Source organism: Streptomyces katrae, assembly GCF_000966975.1.
Classification (GTDB): domain Bacteria; phylum Actinomycetota; class Actinomycetes; order Streptomycetales; family Streptomycetaceae; genus Streptomyces; species Streptomyces katrae.
Window position 1 is genome coordinate 1 of record NZ_JZWV01000781.1, and the last position, 2,962, is coordinate 2,962.

Here is a 2,962-nt window from a genome sequence, read left to right on the forward strand (position 1 = left end):
GGCGTTGGTGACGGAGGCGACCGGCGCGACCAGCTCCAGCCGCGGCAGCACGGCGGCGGCCCGGCGCTCGTACTCGGCGCGCCCGGCGGCGTCGGGGGCGCGGAACTCCACCAGCAGCGCCGCCGTGTCCCTGGGCAGCTCAGCCCAGTCGGCCGGCACCCCCGCGACGCTGACCGAGGCGCGCAGGGTGTTGCCGTCCATCAGCTCCACGGCCAGGGCGCCGGCCTCGTTGAACAGGGGGACGGCGGCGGCCGCGGCCGGGAGGGAGGGGAAGAAGAGGAGGGCGCTGGTGAGTTCGCGGTCCAGGGGGAGGGTGTCGAAGACGACCTCGGCGATGAATCCGAGGGTGCCCTCGGAGCCGACCGCGAGCCCGCGGAGGATCTCGACGGGGGTGGTGCCGTCGAGGTAGGCGTCGAGCCGGTAGCCGGTGGTGTTCTTGATCTCGTACTTGGCCCGGATCCGCGCGACGAGGGCCGGGTCGGCCTCGATCTCCCGTTTGAGCTCCAGCAGCCCCCGGCACAGAGCCGGCTCGGCCCGGGCCAGCTCCTCGTCGGCGAGCGGGTCGGCGGTGTCCACGACGGTGCCGGTCGGCAGCACGAAGGTGAGGGAGGACAGCGTGCGGTACGCGTTCCTCGTGGTGCCGGCCGTCATCCCGGAGGAGTTGTTGGCGACGACCCCGCCCAGGGTGCAGGCGACGGCGCTGGCCGGGTCGGGGCCCAGGACCCGGCCGTGGCGGGCGAGGGCGGCGTTGGCCCGGAAGACCGTGGTGCCCGGCCGGATCCGGACGCGGCGGCCGCCGTCGAGGACCTCGACGCCCCGCCAGTGGCGCCGTACGTCGACCAGGATGTCCTCGCCCTGCGCCTGGCCGTTGAGCGAGGTCCCGGCGGCGCGGAAGACCACCTCGCGCTGCCGGCCGTGGGCGTAGGAGAGGACCGCGGAGATGTCGTCGATGTCCTCGGCGACCACCACGGCCTGCGGGACGAACCGGTACGGGGAGGCGTCGGTGGCGTAGCGGACCAGGTCGGAGACCTGCCACAGCACCTTCTCGGCGCCGAGCAGGCCGGTCAGCTCCTCGCGCAGGGTGCGCGGGGTGCCGGAGGCCGCCCGGTCGGGGACGCGGTCGGGGGCTGGGGTACCGGGGCGGGCCGGGCGCAGGGCGCCCGGGTCCGGTTCGAGCAGCGGCATGTGCGACCCCTTGTCCGTGTGGGCGTCCGGCCCGCCGCCCGCGGCCCCGCGGCCGCCCTCAGCGGGACCGTTTCAGCAGCGGCGCTCCGCCGGGACGTCCGTGAGCGCGTTGAGGAGACCGCCGAGCACCTCGCGCTGTTCGGCGGTCAACGGAGCCAGGATCTCCTCTGCCGCGTCGGTCCGCGCGCTGCGCAGACGGCGCAGCGTGGCGCGACCGGTGTCGGTGAGCTCGATCCGGATCACGCGCCGGTTCGCGGGGTCGGGTGCGCGGCGTACGCACCCGGCCGCCTCGAGCCCGTCTACGAGGGTGGTCACGGCACGCGGGACGACCTCCAGGCGCGTGGCCAGGTCGGCCATCCGGGGCGGTGCGCCGTCCGCGTAGTGCGCCACGATCCGCAGCAGCCCAGCAGCCGGCCCTGGGCCGGGGTGATCCCGAGCGGCTCCATGTGCCGTTTCTGGATCCGGTGGAGCCGGCGCGTGAGGCGCAGCAGCTGCTCGGCGAGGACGCCGTCGGTCGAATCGCGGGTGTCGGTCTCGGAACCGGTGCTCATACCGGGAACATTAGCAGGACCGGATTCATTGTGAGTATAGGTAACAATGAGCTAGCCTCAGTGGAGTCCCCGGCGAAAGGAGGCCCATGCACAGCGACGAGCCGAAGTGGACCCCGTCGAACGAATCCCTCGACCCCAGCCGCCCCGCCCCCGCCGACCGGCCGCGCGAGCTGCGCCGCATCCTCGGCCTGTTCCGGCCCTACCGAGGCCGCCTCGCCGTCGTCGGTGCCCTGGTCGGCGCTTCCTCGCTGGTCGGCGTCGCCTCGCCGTTCCTGCTCAAGGAGATCCTGGACGTCGCGATCCCCCAGGGCCGTACCGGGCTGCTCAGCCTGCTGGCGCTCGGCATGATCCTGACCGCGGTCGTGACCAGCGTGTTCGGCGTGCTCCAGACCCTCATCTCCACCACGGTCGGCCAGCGGGTCATGCACGACCTGCGCACCGCCGTCTACGCCCAGCTCCAGCGGATGCCGCTGGCCTTCTTCACCCGCACCCGCACCGGCGAGGTGCAGTCCCGCATAGCCAACGACATCGGCGGCATGCAGGCCACGGTCACCTCGACCGCGACCTCGCTCGTGTCGAACCTGACCGCCGTCGTCGCCTCCGTCGTCGCGATGCTCGCGCTCGACTGGCGGCTCACCCTGGTCTCCCTGCTCCTGCTGCCCGTCTTCGTGTGGATCAGCCGCCGCGTGGGCCGCGAGCGCAAGAAGATCACCACGAAGCGGCAGAAGCAGATGGCCGCCATGGCCGCCACGGTCACCGAGTCCCTGTCGGTCAGCGGCATCCTGCTCGGCCGCACCATGGGCCGCTCGGAGTCCCTCACCGCCGCCTTCGCCGAGGAGTCGGAGAAGCTGGTCGGCCTCGAAGTGCGCTCCAGCATGGCCGGGCGCTGGCGGATGTCCACCATCGGCATCGTGATGGCGGCCATGCCCGCGCTCATCTACTGGGCCGCGGGCATCGCCCTCCAGACCGGCGCCCCCTCGCTGTCCGTCGGTACCCTCGTCGCCTTCGTCACCCTCCAGCAGGGCCTGTTCCGGCCCGCCGTGAGCCTGCTGTCGACCGGGGTGCAGATCCAGACCTCGCTGGCCCTCTTCGCCCGGATCTTCGAGTACCTCGACCTGCCGGTGGACATCACCGAGCGTCAGGACCCGGTCCGGCTGGGCCGCGCGAAGGGCGAGATCCGCCTGGAGGACGTGCACTTCGCATATGAGGCCAAGAACGGCCCCACC

2 protein-coding genes and 1 pseudogene are annotated in these 2,962 nt (G+C 73.0%); 1 reads left to right on the forward strand and 2 read right to left on the reverse strand.

Annotation, left to right across the window (positions count from 1 at the left end):
• On the reverse strand, positions 1–1,185 hold a 1,185-nt coding region (locus VR44_RS26380; RefSeq protein WP_045950101.1), incomplete at its 3' end, for an FAD-binding oxidoreductase.
• Positions 1,186–1,257: 72 nt separating this feature from the next.
• Positions 1,258–1,736: pseudogene (locus tag VR44_RS26385) on the reverse strand (MarR family winged helix-turn-helix transcriptional regulator).
• 86 nt (positions 1,737–1,822) lie between these two features.
• Between VR44_RS26385 and VR44_RS26390 the strand changes: the two are divergent.
• On the forward strand, positions 1,823–2,962 hold a 1,140-nt coding region (locus VR44_RS26390; RefSeq protein ID WP_045950102.1), incomplete at its 3' end, for an ABC transporter ATP-binding protein.